We start from the raw sequence: 17,940 nt of genomic DNA on the forward strand, positions 1-17,940 counted from the left end.
CGTTAGCCCTTTTTTTATGTCTTGGGGGTGGCTTTGTCCACGTTAGAACAGAAGTTAACAGAGTTGATTACAGCGCCAGTTGAAGCACTGGGTTATGAATTAGTGGGGATAGAGTTTGTGCGGGCTCGCACCTCTACGCTTCGTATCTATATTGATAGCGAAAATGGTATCAATGTTGATGACTGTGCCGATGTCAGCCATCAAGTCAGTGCTGTCATGGATGTAGAAGATCCTATTACTGTGGCGTATCACCTTGAAGTGTCTTCCCCAGGGCTTGATCGACCATTATTTACCGCAGCGCATTATGAACGTTTCGCTGGCCAAGATGTCAGTGTGGTATTACGTATCGCTGTACAAAATCGTCGCAAATGGCAGGGGACTATCAAATCCGTTGAAGGTGAGATGGTCACATTGTCCGTTGATGGCAAAGACGAAGTGTTTGCTCTGAGCAATATTCAGAAAGCAAACATTATCCCTCGTTTTTAAACGTTCTGATTGAGGCTAACCAGGATGAATAAAGAAATTTTAGCGGTTGTTGAAGCCGTTTCGAATGAAAAAGCCCTGCCGCGTGAGAAAATTTTTGAAGCGTTAGAGAGCGCGCTGGCAACGGCGACCAAGAAAAAGTACGAACAAGAAATCGAAGTTCGTGTAGAGATCGATCGTAGAAGCGGTGACTTCGATACGTTCCGTCGTTGGATGATCGTTGATGAAGTGACGATGCCAACTCGTGAAATCACGCTGGACGCGGCGCGTTTCGAAGACGAAAGCCTGCAACTGGGTGAATATGTTGAAGATCAGATCGAATCAGTGACCTTTGACCGCATCACGACACAAACGGCGAAGCAAGTTATCGTTCAAAAAGTTCGTGAAGCAGAGCGCGCGCTAGTGGTTGACCAATTCCGCGAGCAGCAAGGCGAAATTATTACGGCTATCGTCAAGAAAGTGAACCGCGATAACATCATTCTTGATCTCGGGAATAACGCTGAAGCGGTGATCCTGCGTGAAGACATGCTGCCACGTGAGAACTTCCGTGCTGGTGATAGAATCCGCGGTGTGCTGTATGCAGTGCGTCCGGAAGCGCGTGGTGCTCAACTGTTCGTCACACGTTCTAAACCAGAAATGTTGGTCGAACTGTTCCGTATTGAAGTGCCAGAAATCGGTGAAGAAGTCATCGAAATCAAAGGCGCGGCACGTGACCCAGGCTCGCGTGCGAAGATCGCGGTGAAAACAAACGATAAGCGTATCGACCCGGTCGGTGCTTGCGTAGGGATGCGCGGTGCGCGTGTACAAGCCGTTTCAAGCGAATTAGGCGGTGAGCGTATTGATATCGTGCTGTGGGATGATAACCCTGCGCAGTTCGTCATCAATGCAATGGCTCCAGCGGATGTTTCTTCAATCGTAGTGGATGAAGATAATCACACCATGGACATCGCTGTAGAAGCGAGTACTTTAGCGCAAGCTATTGGCCGTAATGGTCAAAATGTCCGTTTAGCCTCTCAACTAAGTGGTTGGGATCTGAACGTGATGACGGTTGAAGATTTACAAGCTAAGCACCAAGCGGAGGCACATGCCGCGATTGCGACCTTTACCCAATATCTTGATATTGATGAAGAGTTCGCTACTGTGCTAGTTGAAGAAGGGTTCTCTTCTCTCGAGGAGTTGGCTTATGTTCCAGTCGATGAATTACTGGAAATTGATGGCCTTGATGAAGAGATGGTAGAAGCTTTGCGTGAACGCGCTAAGACTGCGTTGACCACCCTAGCCCAAAATTCTGCTACTGGCGGAGCCATTAAACCCCCTGCAGAAGACCTGCTGGGCGTAGAAGGCATGACTCCCGAGTTAGCAAATCGTTTAGCGGCTATTGGTGTTTCCACCCTGGAAGATCTTGCGGAGCAAGGTGTTGACGATCTAGCAGATATCGAACAATTGGACGAAGAAAAAGCCGGTACGCTGATTATGGCGGCTCGTAATATCTGCTGGTTTGGCGACGACGCATAACACACAGGAAGGAAAAGCATGACTGATGTAACAGTAAAAGCGCTGGCAACACAACTGAATACTCCGGTCGATCGCTTAGTTCAGCAATTGGCTGATGCGGGTATTCGTAAATCCGATAACGATTCTGTGACGCAAGCAGAGCAAGAGACCTTGCGTGCTCATCAGAAAAATACAGCGTCGAGTAAATTGACGCTTCAACGTAAAACTCGTAGTACGCTTAACGTTCCAAGCACTGGTGGAAAAAGTAAATCGGTGCAGATTGAAGTCCGCAAAAAACGTACCTATGTGAAAGAAGACGCTGAAGCGGAGCGTAAAGCTCAAGCCGAAGCCGAAGCGCAAGCACAGCGTGAAGCGGAAGAAAAAGCTAAGCAGGCAGCAGAAGAAGCGAAGCAGGCGGCTGAAGAAGCGAAGCGTAAAGCGGAAGAAAAAGCTAAACGTGAGGCGGAAGAAGCCGCTAAGCGTCAGGCGGTGGAATCAAATAAAGTGACCCAACAGAATCAAACTATGAATAAAGACGCACAGTCAGAAAAAGCACGCCGCGAAGCTGAAAATGCTGAGCTGAAGCGTAAAGCTGAAGAAGAAGCGCGCCGTAAAATTGAAGCGGAAGCGCAACGTGTAGCTGAAGAAGCACGTCGTCTTGCTGAAGAGAAAGGCGAAGAGTGGGAAAAAGCGAGTCAGAAAACCGAAGAGGAAACTGACTACCACGTAACGACCTCACAACACGCTCGTCAAGCTGAAGACGAGAATGATCGTGAAGTAGAAGGCGGTCGTGGACGCAGCCGTACGGCTAAAGCCCCTCGTGCTAAAAAAGGCAACAAGCACTCTGAAGCGAAGACCGATCGTGAAGAAGCCCGTGCAGCAGGACGCGGTGGTAAAGGTAAGCATCGCGGTAAGAGTTCACTGCAGCAGGGCTTTAACAAGCCAGCGCAAGTTGTAAACCGTGACGTGCAAATCGGTGAAACCATCACTGTTGCAGAGCTGGCGAACAAAATGGCCGTTAAAGGCTCGCAAGTGATCAAAGTGATGATGAAAATGGGTGCGATGGCAACCATTAACCAAGTTATCGACCAAGAGACTGCACAACTTGTGGCGGAAGAGATGGGCCACAAAGTTATCTTACGTCGTGAGAACGAATTGGAAGAAGCGGTAATGAGCGACCGTGACACCGGTACAACGGCTGAATTAGAACCGCGTGCACCTGTTGTCACCATCATGGGTCACGTCGACCACGGTAAAACCTCGTTACTGGACTACATTCGTTCAACGCGTGTTGCTTCGGGTGAAGCCGGCGGGATCACCCAGCATATCGGTGCTTACCACGTTGAAACAGATAACGGTATGGTCACCTTCTTAGATACTCCGGGACACGCCGCGTTTACCGCAATGCGTGCACGGGGTGCTCAAGCGACTGATATTGTTATTCTTGTTGTTGCAGCGGACGATGGCGTGATGCCACAAACGATTGAAGCGGTTCAGCATGCAAAAGCGGCGAACGTTCCGGTTATCGTTGCGGTCAACAAGTGTGATAAGCCAGAAGCTGATCCAGACCGTGTTAAGAACGAACTGACTCAATTCGGTATCGTGCCGGAAGAGTGGGGCGGCGAAAATATGTTCGTTAACGTTTCGGCGAAAGCGGGTACCGGGATCGACGATTTACTGCAAGCAATCCTATTACAAGCCGAAGTTCTTGAGCTGACGGCTAACCATAACGGCATGGCAAGCGGTGTGGTAATCGAATCTTTCCTAGACAAAGGTCGTGGCCCCGTTGCAACCGTACTGGTCCGTGCGGGAACCTTGAACAAAGGGGATATCGTACTGTGTGGCTTCGAATACGGACGTGTTCGTGCAATGCGTGATGAACTCGGCCGCGAAGTGATGACTGCAGGACCTTCTATTCCTGTGGAAATCCTGGGTATGTCAGGGGTTCCGGCTGCAGGTGACGAAGCGACTGTTGTTCGTGATGAGAAAAAAGCACGTGAAGTTGCGTTATATCGCCAAGGTAAATTCCGTGAAGTTAAGTTAGCTCGCCAGCAGAAATCTAAGCTGGAAAATATGTTTGCTAACATGACTGAAGGCGATGTCTCTGAACTGAACATTGTTCTGAAAGCAGACGTTCAAGGTTCCGTTGAAGCAATCAGCGATTCACTACTGAAGCTGTCTACTGATGAAGTTAAAGTGAAAATCGTTGGGTCAGGTGTCGGTGGAATTACCGAAACAGATGCTACTTTAGCGGCAGCTTCTAACGCGATTCTGGTCGGATTTAACGTTCGTGCGGATGCCTCAGCGCGTCGCGTGATCGATACTGAAAGCTTAGACCTCCGTTACTACTCGGTCATCTATAACCTGATCGACGAAGTGAAAGCGGCAATGAGCGGTATGTTGGCGCCTGAGTACAAGCAACAGATCATCGGTCTGGCGCAAGTTCGTGATGTCTTCAAATCACCGAAATTCGGTGCGATTGCCGGTTGTATGGTGACCGAAGGGATCATCAAGCGTCACAACCCTATCCGTGTTCTTCGTGATAACATCGTTATCTATGAAGGCGAACTCGAATCATTACGTCGCTTCAAAGATGACGTCAATGAAGTGCGTAACGGCATGGAGTGTGGTGTTGGCGTGAAGAACTACAACGACGTCCGTGCAGGCGACCAAATCGAAGTGTTTGAAATCATTGAAATCAAACGTACTATCGATTAATTGTTAGCGAAGCTAGCAGTATTTGGGAGGCCTTTGGCCTCCCGAATTGTTTGAAAGGAAGAAAAAATGGCTAAAGAATTCGGACGCTCCCAGCGCGTCGCTCAAGAATTACAAAAAGAGCTGGCAGTTATCATCCAACGTGAAATTAAAGACCCGCGCGTGGGCATGATGGTGACTGTATCCGGTGTCGAGGTTTCTCGTGATCTCGCCTATGCAAAAGTATTCGTGACATTCTTAAACGACAAAGATGAAGATGCCGTGAAGCAAGGCGTCAAAGCACTACAAGATGCTTCAGGTTTTATCCGTACTTTACTGGGTAAAGCGATGCGTCTGCGTATCGTTCCTGAACTGACATTCTTCTACGACAACTCTCTGGTTGAGGGGATGCGTATGTCGAATCTGGTGACCAGCGTTGTGAACAAAGACAACGAACGTCACGTGGATGAGAAGAGCGAGGATAAGGAAGACTAATGGGTCGTCCACGTCGTCGCGGACGCGATATTCATGGCGTGCTGTTGCTGGATAAACCGCAAGGCATGTCATCGAATGATGTCCTTCAAAAAGTAAAAAGACTCTACAACGCAAACAAAGCGGGTCATACCGGCGCCTTAGATCCTTTGGCAACTGGCATGTTACCCATTTGCTTGGGTGAAGCGACAAAATTCTCGCAATATCTGCTCGATGCGGATAAGCGTTATCGGGTCATCGCGCGCTTAGGGCAGCGCACCGATACCTCCGATGCCGATGGGAACATTGTCGAAGAGCGGCCTATCCAGTTTACGCCGCAGCAGCTCGAGCAAGCCTTGGAACATTTCCGAGGTGATACTCAGCAAGTGCCGACGATGTTTTCTGCGCTAAAATATCAAGGTCGCCCCCTCTACGACTATGCTCGTCAAGGGATCACCGTACCTCGCGAAGCGCGTCCTATCACGGTGTATGAACTCTTATTCATTCGCTGGGAGGGAGAAGAGGTAGAGCTCGAAATTCACTGCTCGAAAGGCACCTACATTCGTACCATCATTGATGATTTAGGTGAGCGGTTAGGCTGTGGAGCGCATGTCAGTATGCTACGTCGCCTTCAAGTCGATCGTTATCCAGCGGAGAAAATGGTTACGCTGGCTCAACTGCAACAGTGGGTAGCGGACGCTGATGCTGCAGGGACTTCTGCCGCTGAGCAACTCGATCCATTACTTTTACCTATGGATACGCCCGCTGCGGCCTACCCAATGGTTAGCCTACCGCAAGCCAGCAGCCACTGGTTTAAATTAGGGCAAGCCGTGCAGGCCTCTGGCGCTCCGAGTGATGGGCTGGTACGGGTGTTTGAAATGGAAACGGATAAGTTTCTCGGTATGGCGCAAATCGATGACCAAGGTCGTGTCGCCCCGAAACGTTTAGTGGTGGAATTTCCTCTCTGAGGCGTTTGCACTCTGGCCTAGCGCAGAGTAGAATGTCTGCGCTAAAAGTGAGTCGCTGAATTAGAGATCGGCGGCTCGAATTCATTTAAATTTATTGGAGTATATTATGTCTCTAAGCGTAGAAGCTAAAGCTGAGATCGTTGCTAAATATGGTCGTGATGCTAACGACAGTGGTTCAACTGAAGTTCAAGTTGCACTGTTAACTGCTCAAATCACTCACCTGCAAGGTCACTTCTCTGAGCACAAGAAAGATCACCACAGCCGTCGTGGTCTGCTGCGTATGGTTTCACAACGTCGTAAGCTACTGGATTACCTGAAGCGTAAAGATGTTAAGCGTTACACTGACCTGATCGCAAGCCTAGGTCTGCGTCGCTAAGTTAAAAAATCTTTACGCGAAACTGCCTTGTATTTATACAAATTGCAGAATCAATGTTAAGATTACAGCGCACTATGTGTGTAAGGGGCCTACAAGGCCCCTTTTTTTGAATATTAGTTGTCCATTTTGTAACAGGCACTACAGTGTTATACTGTTGTTCAGTGAAAGAAAGTTGCACGATTCGCGCGGCTAATGACAGGGCTTAAGCTGTTTATTGAGTCTTACCATTAGTCGCGAGGATGCAAACTATTCACATTAATGATGACTTATTGCGTTACACTCCTCAATAAAGGAAACGATTTTGCTTAATCCGACAATTCAAAAATTCCAATACGGTCAACACACTGTTACCATCGAAACCGGTATGATGGCGCGTCAAGCGACCGCAGCGGTCATGGTAAGCATGGACGATACTTGTGTATTCGTTACTGTTGTAGGCCAGAAAAAAGCGAAAGCTGGTCAAGACTTCTTCCCGCTTACCGTTAACTATCAAGAGCGTACTTACGCAGCGGGCCGTATTCCAGGAAGCTTCTTCCGTCGTGAAGGTCGTCCAAGCGAAGGCGAAACGTTAATCGCTCGTCTTATCGACCGTCCAGTACGCCCATTATTCCCAGAAGGTTTCGTTAACGAAGTGCAGGTTATCGCGACCGTTGTTTCTGTAAACCCACAAGTCCACCCTGACATCGTTGCGATGATCGGTGCCTCTGCCGCGTTATCGCTGTCAGGTATCCCGTTCAACGGTCCAATTGGTGCGGCGCGCGTAGGTTACATCAACGATCAATATGTTTTAAACCCAACGGCTGAAGAGCTGGCGACAAGCCGCTTAGATTTAGTAGTAGCGGGTACTGAAAATGCAGTATTGATGGTTGAATCTGAAGCTGAGATTCTGTCAGAAGACCAAATGCTTGGTGCGGTTGTCTTCGGTCACGATCAACAACAAGTTGTTATTGAGAACATCAAACAACTGGTTGAGAAAGCGGGCAAACCTCGTTGGGATTGGCAGCCAGAAGCCGTTAACGAAAGCCTTAACAGCCGTATTGCGGCACTGGCAGAAAGCCGTTTAAGCGAAGCTTACCGTATTACTGAAAAACAAGAGCGTTATGCTCAAGTTGATGTGATCAAAAGCGAAACAACCGCGACGTTATTAGCAGAAGATGAAAGCCTAGACGAAGGTGAAATCAGCGATATTCTGCATGCGATCGAGAAAAACGTGGTACGTAGCCGTGTCTTAAACGGTGAACCACGTATCGATGGTCGTGAGAAAGACATGGTTCGTGGCCTCGATGTCCGTACCGGTGTTCTGCCGCGTACCCATGGTTCATCGCTGTTCACTCGTGGTGAAACTCAGGCGTTAGTGACTGCGACCTTAGGTACAGCACGTGATGCGCAGAGCCTGGATGAGCTGATGGGCGAAAAATCAGATTCATTCTTGTTCCACTACAACTTCCCTCCGTATTCTGTTGGTGAGACGGGTATGGTCGGTTCACCTAAGCGTCGTGAAATTGGTCACGGTCGTTTAGCGAAACGTGGCGTATTAGCCGTTATGCCTAAGCAAGATGAATTCCCGTACACCGTTCGTGTGGTGTCAGAGATTACTGAATCAAACGGTTCTTCATCAATGGCTTCTGTATGTGGTGCTTCACTGGCGCTGATGGATGCAGGTGTACCGATCAAAGCAGCGGTAGCCGGTATTGCTATGGGGCTCGTAAAAGAAGACGAACGTTTTGTCGTGCTGTCTGACATCTTAGGTGATGAAGACCACCTTGGTGATATGGATTTTAAAGTTGCCGGAAGCCGCGAAGGTATCACTGCACTGCAAATGGATATCAAAATTGAAGGTATCACGCGCGAAATTATGCAAGCGGCCCTTAGCCAAGCGAAAGGCGCTCGTTTACATATTCTGAGTGTGATGGAAGAAGCGATCGGTACTCACCGTGGTGATATCTCTGAGTTCGCTCCACGCATCCATACCATCCGTATCAGTCCTGATAAAATCAAGGACGTCATCGGTAAAGGTGGTTCAGTTATCCGTGCGTTAACGGAAGAAACGGGCACCACTATCGAAATCGAAGATGATGGTACGGTAAAAATTGCGGCGACAGATGGCGATAAAGCGAAAGAAGCGATTCGTCGTATCGAAGAGATTACCGCAGACATCGAAGTGGGTCGTATCTACAATGGTAAAGTGACCCGTATCGTTGACTTCGGTGCATTCGTCTCGATCGGTGGCGGTAAAGAAGGTCTGGTGCATATTTCTCAAATCGCCGACAAGCGTGTAGAGAAAGTTTCCGATTACCTGCAAATGGCGCAAGAAGTACCGGTTAAGGTACTAGAGATTGACCGCCAAGGCCGCGTACGCTTAAGTATGAAAGAAGCTGTGGAAAAACCGCAAGCTGAAGTCTCTGAAGCGACCGACGCACCAGCGACTGACGCTGAGTAATCGTCATGACTCTTTCCTGCTTCAATACTGAAGCAGGATTTATTTTTTGAGGTGTCAAAGTAATGAGACACCTCATTGTTGACTGCATCCGCATGCTGGTACCTGGGAGTGGAAGAATGAAGCCTTATTTACGCTGGGGTTTTATTGCGACAGCTTTGTTGCTCGCTGGATGTAGCAACGCAAATTGGCGTAAGGACGAGGTATTAGCCGTGCCTTTACAGCCAACTTTGCAACAAGAAGTGATGCTTGCACGTATGGAACAAATACTTGCCAGTCGCTCACTGACAGAAGATGAACGCGCGCAGTTGTTATATGAGCGCGGAGTGTTGTATGATAGTCTAGGTTTGCGGGCATTGGCACGGAACGATTTTTCCCAAGCATTGTCCATAAGACCAGATATGCCTGAAGTCTTCAATTATTTAGGTATTTATCTTACGCAGGCAGGCAACTATGATGCTGCCTATGAAGCGTTTGATTCTGTACTGGAACTTGATCCAACTTACAATTATGCGCATCTTAACCGTGGCATCGCGTTCTACTATGGTGGCCGGTTCAAGCTAGCGCAAGATGATCTGCTGGCGTTTTATCACGACGATCCTAATGACCCTTTTCGGAGTTTATGGCTTTACTTGGCGGAAGAGAACATCGATGCCGACAAAGCAACTTTTGCATTGCAGCAACGCTATAATGCAGCGAAAAGAGATCAATGGGGATGGAAAATAGTCGAATTCTACCTGGGAAAAATCAGCGAAAAGCAGCTGATGCAGAGTCTCCAGGAAGATGCTACGGATAACACCTCGCTCGCTGAACATCTCAGTGAAACCAACTTCTATTTAGGTAAACATTACCTAAGTCTGGGGGAGAAGGATAACGCAGAAGCGTTATTCAAACTGACGGTCGCTAACAATGTGAATAACTTTGTTGAGCACCGATATGCATTGTTGGAGCTGGCGCTACTCGGCCAAGCACAAGACGACTTATCAGAATCTGACCAGCAATAGCTGACAAAAACTTTTCATCTAGGAATTAACTTTCCATCATCCTTATGGGATGAGGGTGTCTTTTTTGTCAAAAACTTCTAATTTGAGCCGGTTCACACTTATCAATGAAAAGACCTGAAAGTTTTCATGACGAGTTATGTAGACTGGCCGCCGCAATCTACGAGGCACTTGTACTACATGACTGATATTCAAACCACTTTTTCCGATCTAGGCCTTAACGAATCCATTCTTTCTGCACTGAACGATCTGGGTTACGTAAAACCATCACCTATTCAAGCAGAGTGTATTCCACATCTGCTAGCTGGCCGTGATGTACTGGGTATGGCCCAAACCGGAAGTGGTAAAACGGCAGCCTTCTCACTGCCATTATTAAACAACATCGATCCTACTTTAAAAGCGCCTCAAATTCTGGTGCTTGCTCCAACGCGTGAGTTGGCGGTTCAGGTAGGTGAAGCATGTAACGAATTCTCTAAACATATGCGTGGCGTTAACGTTCTGGCACTTTATGGTGGTCAACGTTATGACGTGCAACTGCGCGCATTACGTCAAGGTCCACAAATTGTTGTGGGAACCCCAGGACGTTTACTAGATCACTTAAAACGCGGCACCCTTGACCTGTCAAACCTGCGTGGCTTAGTGCTGGACGAAGCAGACGAAATGCTTCGCATGGGCTTCATCGAAGACGTTGAAACCATTATGGCGCAAATCCCAGAAGGTCATCAGACAGCGCTGTTCTCAGCAACGATGCCAGAAGCGATTCGTCGTATTACTCGTCGTTTTATGAACAATCCACAAGAAGTTCGTATCCAATCGAGCTTAACTACGCGTCCAGACATCAGCCAATCTTATTGGACTGCTTACGGCCGTAAAAGTGATGCATTAGTTCGTTTCTTAGAAGCGGAAGATTTTGACGCGGCGATTATTTTCGTACGTACCAAAAATGCAACCTTAGAAGTGGCAGAAACCTTAGAACGCAATGGGTACAACAGCGCAGCCTTAAACGGCGACATGAACCAAGCGTTACGTGAGCAAACCCTCGAGCGTTTAAAAGATGGCCGTCTTGATATCCTGATCGCGACTGATGTTGCGGCGCGTGGATTAGACGTTGAGCGTATTAGCTTAGTCGTTAACTACGATATTCCATTAGACGCAGAGTCTTACGTTCACCGTATCGGTCGTACTGGCCGTGCAGGACGTGCGGGCCGCGCTTTACTGTTTGTTGAAAACCGTGAGCGTCGTTTACTGCGTAACATCGAACGCACTATGAAGCTGACGATTCCAGAAGTTGAGCTTCCCAATGCAGAACTGTTAAGCACTCGTCGCCAAGAGAAATTTGCTGCGCGTGTCCAACAACAACTGGAAAGCAGTGATCTTGATCTCTACCGTGGTCTGTTGACCAAGCTGTCTCCTCAAGAAGATCTTGATATGGAAACACTGGCCGCAGCTCTGCTGAAGATGGCACAAGGTGAGCGTTCATTAATCGTTCCTGCTGAAGCACCACGTCCTCCACGTCGTGAATTCCGCGAGCGTGATGATCGTCGTGACGAGCGTCGCGGTGATGACCGTCGTGGTAACCGTGAAGATCGTCCACGCCGTGAGCGTCGTGATGTGGGTGATATGCAGCTGTACCGTATCGAAGTTGGCCGCAATGATGGCGTTGAAGTTCGCCATATCGTTGGTGCAATCGCTAACGAAGGTGATATCAGCAGCCGTTACATCGGTAACATCAAATTGTTTGATGGTCACTCAACCATTGAGTTACCAAAAGGTATGCCAGGTGAAGTATTACAACACTTCACTAAAACTCGCATCCTGAATAAACCGATGAATATGCAGTTAATGGGTGATGCACAGCCAGGTGAACCACGCCGTGGACGTGGTGGTCGTGATGGCGGTGGCCGTGACGGTGCTGGTCGTGGTGGTCGTGAAGGTGGACGTCGTTTTGGCGGCGGTAACCGTAATGAAGGTAACCGCGGTGAAGGTCATCGTGGACGCCGTGAAGAATCACGCCGTTAATTAACGCTATGATAATGATTAAGGGAGCCTATTGGCTCCCTTTTTTATGCTGAAAGTGAATGAATGGTCTGATGCGCTTCCATTGCAAGTTGGTAAGAATAGATCCGGGCATCATTATCATAAATCTGACCGTTGACCATCACTTCATCGACTTGATACTGCTGCTGAATCGTACGCAGTCCATGCGTTACTGCCGCAAGATCGCCGACTAAAGAGAGGCTTAATGCTCGCTCCACGCCAAATCTTTCGGCAGGGGTCCAAATTTTATCCATAGTTTCCACTGGTTCGGGAAGTTTTCCCGGTACACCGCGACGTAGATGAATAAATTGCTGTTGTTGCGAGGTAAAGAGGAATCGTGCCCGTGCCCGACTTTCTGCCGCGATAATATTCACCCCTATCATCACATAGGGATGCGATAATCGAGCTGACGGTACGAACTCTCGTCGATAAAGTTCTATTGCCTGCTTAATCACATCTGGGGCAAAGTGCGAGGCGAAAGCGAAGGGGAGCCCCAATTTCGCCGCAAGCTGGGCACTGTACATGCTCGAACCCAGCAACCAGATGGGTACATTTAACCCAACCCCTGGTACTGGTCGGACTGTGAAAGCGTTATCATCTTGCGTATCAAACCATGTGATCAGCTGCTTGACGTCTTCTGGGAAACGCTCCTCACTCTGTGGCGTACTATGGCGGCGTAAAGCCTGCATCGTAGTGGGGTCGCTGCCTGGTGCACGACCAATACCTAAATCGATTCGTCCCGGATAGAGCGATTCTAAGGTCCCAAATTGTTCAGCAATGACTAAGGGGGAGTGATTGGGTAGCATGACCCCCCCTGAACCTAATCGTAAATGCTGGGTATTAGCAGCCAAATAACCGATAAGTACACTGGTTGCTGCGCTAGCAATCCCCGGCATGTTGTGGTGTTCGGCTAACCAATAACGATGATATCCCGTTTGCTCAGCGAAGCGCGCTAAGGCTAAGGAACGTTTGAAAGCATCTCTCGCGACACAGGATTGCGGAATAGGAGCGAGATCTAACACCGATAGTTTAAATGGGCGATTTTCAGACATAGGATACCTTCATATAAAGGGGGGCTGACATAACTACACTCTACGCACTGCCAGTATAATGTGACACGCAGTTTGTGCGAAGGGAGGTTCTGTTGTGTTGATATGGCGCAGGTTTCGTTAGGTCGCATAGCGATGTTGTGCGCAGTTACCGAGATGGCAGGGAGTGTGCTATGCTGACTTTCATCAAGGTAAATCGAAGTCTGTTCGAGCCTTTGCTTTTACCCCTTGCCTACATTTTCACGCTTTGCAGAGGAAAAACTATGCTTCTTCGTACTGAAATTGGTCTCGACGCAGCAGGGATTGATACGCTTATTCGACAGGGTGCTCAAGATCCGCAATTGGCGGAGCGTATTCAGGCACTCCGTGAAGCGGGGTTAATCACGCTTGGTGTTGTGGCGACAGATGATGAAGGAAAAGTGCTAGGCTATCAGGCCTTTAGTCCAATTCAACTAAATGGTGAAGACCTCAATTGGGTGGTTATTAGTGCCGCGGTCATTGATCCGCAGTACCGCTCAACGTCGCTAGCGAAGGATTTACTGTTCGAAGGATTAGACAGCTTAAATGAATTTAGTTATCGCGCGGTGGTTGGCTATCAAGCACTGGCTTGGCTACAAGAGCAGGGTTTTACCTCCGCACCAAGATTGACGCTGGAGACGTTGGGTGAACAAGAGATCGTCGTCTATCCCCTTGAAGAGCAAGGCGCCGCACAACACCAAGCAGTGTTAACTTTACCTAGCGTTGAACTGACTGAATTAACCAATCATTGATACTGGACGGCTGTTGATTGACGATAGCCAATTTTTTTAAGCGGCTAAGCTGCTTAACCCGGTATTCGAGGCGGAGTGCATTAGCACGATCGCCTGCGGGACTCTGAAAGACAACGGTTAGCGGGCCTCGCCCTCGTAGTGCTTTCGCACCGCGGCCACAGCAATGTTCTGCTAAACGGCGAGCGACATCGGTGGTAATACCGGTGTAAAGTGTCCCGTTTGCGGTTTGAATCAGATATAAATACCATTGGCAGTCGGCTTGTTCTTCAGCCCTGTCTTGATGCATGGTCAGGAGATCCTTGTGGACGAATTAGCACACTGCCTAAACTACTTAGCTGGCCAGCATGTGCTGACGCTTTGTGCCCGACACGGTGATGAGTTTTGGGCGGCCAACTGTTTCTATGTATTAGATAACGAGCATATCAGCTTTTGGCTCATGACAGAACCGAGTACCCAGCATGGGCGGTTGATGGTCGCTTCCCCGTCGGTGGTCGGTACAGTCAGTACGCAAACCGAATCGGTTTCTCAGTTACAGGGTGTTCAGTTTGAGGGAGTCATTGCTCTTGCGGAGGGGGATATAGGTCAACGAGGCCTTGAGGCCTATCAACAACGTTTTCCCATCGCCAAACAAAAATCTGCGCCGTTATGGCAGCTACAGATAAATCGCTTAAAAATGACTGACAACCCATTGGGGTTTGGCACGAAACTACTGTGGCAGAGGCCATAACAGCGCCTCCGCCTAAATTTCATTAACCGCGCAGTGCAATGGCTTCGATTTCGATGCCGACATCTTTGGGTAAACGGGCCACTTCTACACAAGAGCGAGCAGGGAAAGGCGCTTCGTGCTCAGTAAAAAATTGCTCGTAAGTGGCGTTAACGGTCGCAAAGTCATTGAGGTCTTTCACGAAGACCGTGGTTTTGACGATATTTTTCACGCTTAAACCCGCTTGTTCAATAATCGCTTTAACGTTGTTCAACGATTGGCGAGTCTGTGCCGCAATATCAGCAGGAACTTCGCCCGTTTTAGGATCTACAGGGATTTGGCCTGACGTCAGAACAAGCTGACCGAGGTCTACCGCTTGGACGTAAGGGCCAATGGCGGCAGGTGCATGGTGGGTATTAATTTCACGTGACATACTTCTTCCTCATGACGGTAACGAATAGCGTAAATTTCATTATAGGGGGTGGGTTGTTGATTACCAGTGCCCAATCACCGCCTGGCGGGAAAACTCTTTCTCGCAATAATGGCAACGTAGATACAGATCATCTCGTCGAGTTTTCACTGCAAAGCGTGAATTTACCGGTTCATTATGGCTAATACAGTTAGCATTTGGGCAGACCAATACGGTACGAATCTCATCCGGTAGCGTTGGGCGTAGCTTAGCCACGACTTTAAAATTCTCAATATTATTGATCGTCGCATTAGGGGCATAGATCGCGAGTTGGTTGATCTGATCCGCCGTTAGGAACGTATTTTCAATCTTGATTAGATCTTTGGTACGGCCTTCGCCGGAAGGGAGATTTAAACCGATGGTGACGCGTTGGTCAGTTTCGGTGAGGCGAAATAGTGTGAGTAATCGAAAGCCAAGCCGGGCAGGAATATGGTCGATCACACTGCCGTTATTGATTGCTTCAACCTGTAATTTATCCTGATTCATGACGCCTCTCCTACTAACGTTTTATTTAACACTAAAGACAATAGGGCTTGTCGAGCATAGATCCCGTTCCCCGCTTGTTGGAAGTACCATGCGTGAGAAGTCTCATCGACATCTGTCGCGATTTCATCGACTCTGGGTAGAGGGTGGAGGACTTTCATATTTGGTTTCGCGGCGGCTAGGTGCGAGGCCTGTAAAATAAATTGAGCCTTCATGTTCGCGTATTCGGAGGGATCTAAGCGCTCTTTTTGAACCCGGGTCATATAGAGGATATCAACTTGCGGGATAATATCTTCAATACTGTCATGCTGGGACCAAGGACAACCACTTTCGTCTAACATGTCAGTAATGTACGTTGGCATAGCGAGGGCATTTGGGGAGATAAAATAGAAATGGTTGCCTGTGAATTTAGATAAGGCTTGCGCTAAAGAGTGAACGGTTCGGCCATATTTTAAATCACCTACCATCGCAATATGCAGGTTATCAAGGCTCTGTTGGGTCTCTTGAATGGTAAAGAGATCCAATAAGGTTTGTGTCGGGTGTTGGTTAGCACCGTCACCGGCATTTAAGATAGGAACCTTGTTTGAAAACTCGGTCGCTAACCGTGCGGCACCTTCCTGCGGGTGACGCATTACGATAGCATCAACATAGTGACTGATCACCGAGATGGTATCTGCGAGTGTCTCGCCTTTCTTACCTAAGGAAGTATTGCCACCATCTGCAAAGCCTACGGCTGAAGCGCCTAACCGCTGAATTGCCGTCTCGAAGGAGAGACGAGTGCGGGTTGAGGCCTCAAAAAAACAGCTTCCAATCACTTTATGCTTCAATTGCTCTGGCTGTGGATTGGCTTTTAGATAGGCTGCCGTTTCTACAACTAGCTCTAACTCGCTACGACTGAAATCATTGATTGAAATGATATGTTTTCCATATAGGGGGTTTGCCACGGGAGATCTCCTCAACAGGGGGTGATGATGGCAAAAAAAAAGCCCCTACTATAGGAGCTTTTCTTCTGAAAAATGGGGCTTAGAAAACCACGGCACGTATTCCCGCTGACTGGCAGGTTTAGCATAGGCTGTGTTCGAATCGCGGTTGGCATAACAAAGTTCTCTAAGCGTAATGCTCGGCATTATACGCAGAGAGGCGAGGTTGGAAAATAGCTAATCTTTAATTTTTCTTTCGTCTTAGAGCGAATCGAATCGTCACGCGAAAAGTGGGTAACTTTAATCACGGCAACTTAGCCTAGCGACAAATAATATGTTGATGAAACAACTCACTAAGGTCGATGGCTGATTTGATATCATTGCGATTTGAAGAAAGGAAGAGACTATTCTATAGGAGTAAGAACCGCCCCATCAACGAGGCCATTCTTACTCAGTACTACTCTTTAGACTTGGTCGCTTAAGGTTGCCACCATTAAGGCCTTAATACTGTGCATCCGGTTTTCGGCTTGGTCAAAGACAATACTGTGTGACGATTCGAAAACCTCATCCGTGACTTCGATACCTTGCGGTAAATTATATTGTTCCGCGATCTGCTTACCGACAACAGTTTCGGTATCATGGAAGGCGGGTAGGCAGTGAAGGAACTTCACCTGCGGATTAGCTGTTGCCGTGATCACCTGTTGATTGACCTGGTAATCGCGTAATAATGCGATACGCTCTTCCCATACTTCTTTCGGCTCACCCATCGACACCCATACATCGGTATAGAGGAAATCAGCCCCCTTAACGCCTTCCTCAACATTTTCGGTTAAGGTAATAGTACCGCCGTGTTGTGCAGCCAGTGTTTGACACTCCGCGACTAACTCGGCTGTCGGCCAGCAGGCCTGTGGGGCAACCATCACTAGCTGTAATCCGGTCAGTGCTGCGGCTTCTAATAGGGTATTACCCATATTATTTTGAGCATCGCCCAAATAGGCCAGTTTAATGCTATTCCACGGCGTATTAGGTAGGTGTTCTTGCATAGTTAATAAATCGGCCAGCAGTTGAGTCGGGTGAAATTCGGTGGTTAACCCATTCCATACCGGAACTTGCGCATACTTTGCCAAGGTGTCGACAATCGCTTGGCCATATCCTCGATACTGAATACCGTCATACATTCTGCCCAGCACCCGCGCCGAATCTTTGATTGATTCTTTATGCCCAATTTGGCTACCGCTCGCCCCGAGATAGGTAACGCCAGCGCCTTGATCATAGGCCGCGACCTCAAAAGAACAGCGGGTACGCGTCGAGTCTTTTTCGAATATCAGCGCGATATTTTTACCTTCGAGATAACGCTGCTCGGTTCCCTGTTTTTTTGCGCGTTTTAAGTCGGCGGCAAGGGTCAGTAGATGGGATAACTCTTGCTGGGAACAATCGAGTAATCGTAGAATCGACCGCTGGTACAGTGAAGACATGACGAACTCCCTAATATTGAATTGATATTCAATTTATATGACTAAGAATTCACTTTCAACTTATTTCGATGATTATCGATTTAGGGAGTAGTGCCAAAGCCCGGTGTGTG

At 48.3% G+C, this 17,940-nt stretch carries 18 protein-coding genes; 12 read left to right on the top strand and 6 right to left on the bottom strand.

Annotated features, from left to right (window positions below; genetic code table 11):
- Positions 1-33: 33 nt before the first annotated feature.
- The 10 genes from rimP (at position 34) to MKR94_RS07240 (ending at position 11,943) form a co-directional block, all read left to right on the top strand.
- Entirely contained in the window at positions 34-486 is a 453-nt protein-coding gene (gene rimP, locus MKR94_RS07200) for a ribosome maturation factor RimP (protein WP_048911402.1), read from the top strand.
- A gap of 24 nt (positions 487-510) precedes the next feature.
- Positions 511-1,998 carry a transcription termination factor NusA gene (gene nusA, locus MKR94_RS07205; protein WP_214216837.1) on the top strand — a complete coding sequence of 496 codons (1,488 nt, stop codon included), beginning with the start codon at positions 511-513 and terminating at the stop codon, positions 1,996-1,998.
- Between the two features lie 18 nt (positions 1,999-2,016).
- Positions 2,017-4,695, top strand: coding sequence for a translation initiation factor IF-2 (gene infB / locus MKR94_RS07210; protein ID WP_241646326.1), 2,679 nt, complete (start codon positions 2,017-2,019; stop codon positions 4,693-4,695).
- 66 nt (positions 4,696-4,761) lie between these two features.
- Entirely contained in the window at positions 4,762-5,166 is a 405-nt protein-coding gene (gene rbfA / locus MKR94_RS07215; protein WP_048911405.1) for a 30S ribosome-binding factor RbfA, read from the top strand.
- On the top strand, positions 5,166-6,110 hold the full coding sequence (truB, locus tag MKR94_RS07220; RefSeq protein ID WP_241646327.1) for a tRNA pseudouridine(55) synthase TruB: 945 nt from the start codon (positions 5,166-5,168) through the stop codon (positions 6,108-6,110). The genes rbfA and truB overlap by 1 nt, the downstream gene beginning before the upstream one ends.
- A gap of 106 nt (positions 6,111-6,216) precedes the next feature.
- The gene (gene rpsO / locus MKR94_RS07225) at positions 6,217-6,486 is read left to right on the top strand and encodes a 30S ribosomal protein S15 (protein WP_048911407.1); all 270 of its coding nucleotides are present in this window, start codon (positions 6,217-6,219) and stop codon (positions 6,484-6,486) included.
- Positions 6,487-6,787: 301 nt separating this feature from the next.
- Positions 6,788-8,926: a polyribonucleotide nucleotidyltransferase gene (gene pnp / locus MKR94_RS07230; protein ID WP_241646328.1), complete on the top strand. Its 2,139-nt coding sequence runs from the start codon at positions 6,788-6,790 to the stop codon at positions 8,924-8,926.
- Between the two features lie 116 nt (positions 8,927-9,042).
- Positions 9,043-9,927 carry a lipoprotein NlpI gene (nlpI, locus tag MKR94_RS07235; RefSeq protein ID WP_241646329.1) on the top strand — a complete coding sequence of 295 codons (885 nt, stop codon included), beginning with the start codon at positions 9,043-9,045 and terminating at the stop codon, positions 9,925-9,927.
- A 104-nt stretch (positions 9,928-10,031) separates the two neighbouring features.
- Complete coding sequence (gene yrbN, locus MKR94_RS17165) at positions 10,032-10,112, top strand: protein YrbN (RefSeq protein WP_099822905.1); 81 nt, start codon at positions 10,032-10,034, stop codon at positions 10,110-10,112.
- Entirely contained in the window at positions 10,105-11,943 is a 1,839-nt protein-coding gene (locus tag MKR94_RS07240) for a DEAD/DEAH family ATP-dependent RNA helicase (protein WP_241646330.1), read from the top strand. Before yrbN ends, MKR94_RS07240 begins: the two co-directional genes overlap by 8 nt.
- 44 nt (positions 11,944-11,987) lie before the next feature.
- Here the strand turns inward: MKR94_RS07240 and MKR94_RS07245 are convergent, their stop codons facing one another.
- Positions 11,988-13,013, bottom strand: a complete 1,026-nt coding sequence (locus tag MKR94_RS07245) for a luciferase-like monooxygenase (protein WP_241646331.1) — start codon at positions 13,011-13,013, stop codon at positions 11,988-11,990.
- A gap of 260 nt (positions 13,014-13,273) precedes the next feature.
- Between MKR94_RS07245 and MKR94_RS07250 the strand changes: the two genes are divergently transcribed.
- On the top strand, positions 13,274-13,780 hold the full coding sequence (locus MKR94_RS07250; RefSeq protein WP_241646332.1) for a GNAT family N-acetyltransferase: 507 nt from the start codon (positions 13,274-13,276) through the stop codon (positions 13,778-13,780).
- Here the strand turns inward: MKR94_RS07250 and MKR94_RS07255 are convergent.
- Entirely contained in the window at positions 13,746-14,066 is a 321-nt protein-coding gene (locus tag MKR94_RS07255) for a GIY-YIG nuclease family protein (protein WP_241646333.1), read from the bottom strand. The two genes, MKR94_RS07250 and MKR94_RS07255, sit on opposite strands and share 35 nt — an antisense overlap.
- A gap of 15 nt (positions 14,067-14,081) precedes the next feature.
- Here MKR94_RS07255 and MKR94_RS07260 point away from each other — a divergent pair, with 15 nt between their 5' ends.
- Complete coding sequence (locus MKR94_RS07260) at positions 14,082-14,507, top strand: YhbP family protein (protein ID WP_241646334.1); 426 nt, start codon at positions 14,082-14,084, stop codon at positions 14,505-14,507.
- A 22-nt stretch (positions 14,508-14,529) separates the two neighbouring features.
- On the opposite strand, the gene MKR94_RS07265 is transcribed toward MKR94_RS07260, so the two are convergent.
- From MKR94_RS07265 to argF, 4 genes are all read right to left on the bottom strand, one after another.
- Complete coding sequence (locus MKR94_RS07265) at positions 14,530-14,916, bottom strand: RidA family protein (RefSeq protein WP_048911414.1); 387 nt, start codon at positions 14,914-14,916, stop codon at positions 14,530-14,532.
- A gap of 60 nt (positions 14,917-14,976) precedes the next feature.
- A complete protein-coding gene (pyrI, locus tag MKR94_RS07270) occupies positions 14,977-15,438 on the bottom strand; it encodes an aspartate carbamoyltransferase regulatory subunit (RefSeq protein WP_241606082.1) in 462 nt (153 codons plus the stop codon).
- Positions 15,435-16,379 carry an aspartate carbamoyltransferase gene (pyrB, locus tag MKR94_RS07275; RefSeq protein WP_241646335.1) on the bottom strand — a complete coding sequence of 315 codons (945 nt, stop codon included), beginning with the start codon at positions 16,377-16,379 and terminating at the stop codon, positions 15,435-15,437. Before pyrB ends, pyrI begins: the two co-directional genes overlap by 4 nt.
- Positions 16,380-16,819: 440 nt before the next feature.
- Entirely contained in the window at positions 16,820-17,830 is a 1,011-nt protein-coding gene (argF, locus tag MKR94_RS07280; RefSeq protein ID WP_241646336.1) for an ornithine carbamoyltransferase, read from the bottom strand.
- Positions 17,831-17,940: the final 110 nt, after the last annotated feature.

This window comes from Rosenbergiella metrosideri (assembly GCF_022602565.1).
Lineage (GTDB): Bacteria > Pseudomonadota > Gammaproteobacteria > Enterobacterales > Enterobacteriaceae > Rosenbergiella > Rosenbergiella metrosideri.